Origin of the sequence: Protofrankia sp. Cr1, from assembly GCF_963555865.1 — a bacterium.
Lineage (GTDB): Bacteria > Actinomycetota > Actinomycetes > Frankiales > Frankiaceae > Protofrankia.
Map to the genome: position 1 here is coordinate 29,916 of NZ_CAUVXO010000005.1, position 1,008 is coordinate 30,923.

Below are 1,008 nucleotides of genomic sequence, written 5' to 3' on the forward strand. Positions count from 1 at the left end.
GGTATGGGCCTCGTTGCGCGCGGGGTCGACAGCCACGCCGAGAAAGCCGAGCCCGGCCACCGCGCCGGCACGCACCACCGGGGAGCGCTCCCCCACGCCGCCGGTGAAGACCAGCGTGTCGAGTCCGCCGAGGGCTGCGGCCATCGCCGCGATCTGCGCGCGCAGCCGGTGCAGGTAGACCGCCAGGGCCAGCGAGCCGTCGGCCTCGCCTGCGGTGGCACGGTCGACGACGGCACGCATGTCGGCGGTGCCGGCGAGCGCGAACAGACCCGACCGATGGAACAGAGCGTCGGTGAGATCATCCGCGGACATGCCGACCGACGTCTGCAACCACAGCAACAGGCCCGGGTCGACCGTGCCGGAACGGGTGGACATCACCAGACCTTCCAACGGGGTGAACCCCATGGTCGTATCGATACCGACACCGTCGCGGACGGCGGCCAGCGATGCCCCCGACCCGAGGTGAGCCGTGACCACCCGACGTCCGCCGGTCAACGCCACCGCCCGCCGGGCCGCATACGCGTGGGACAGGCCGTGGAAGCCGTAGCGGCGCACGCCGAGATGATCACGCCAGTGCGCCGGCACCGCGTAGGTGGTCGCGGCGGGTGGCATCCGGGCGTGAAAGGCGGTGTCGAAGCAGGCAACCTGCACGACGTCGGGCACCGCGGCTCGCACCTGGGCCAGCGCCGCCAGCGCCGCCGGCTGGTGCAGCGGCGCCAGTGCGGTCAGCGCGGTCAGCTCCCTGGTCACCCGGTCGGTGACGACGACCGGATCGACGAACGCTGTTCCGCCGTGCACGATCCGGTGCCCGACCGCGCGCAGTGTGCCCAGCCGGGTCAGGTCACCGAGCGCCGTGCGGACCTCGTCCGGGTCCGGGCGGCCCGCACGGGCACCGAGGTCGACCGCAGCCAGCACGGCGTCATCCGGCCCGAGGAGGCGAAGTTTCAGGCTGGACGACCCCGCGTTGACCACCAGGACGTTCACGGCACCGGCCAGTCTCAACGGGTC

General features: G+C 72.8%; 1 protein-coding gene. It reads right to left on the reverse strand.

All coding sequences use genetic code 11. The features are described from left to right. On the reverse strand, nt 1–984 hold a 984-nt coding region (locus tag U9980_RS01445), incomplete at its 3' end, for an acetate/propionate family kinase (protein ID WP_322766356.1). Nucleotides 985–1,008 lie beyond the last annotated feature (24 nt).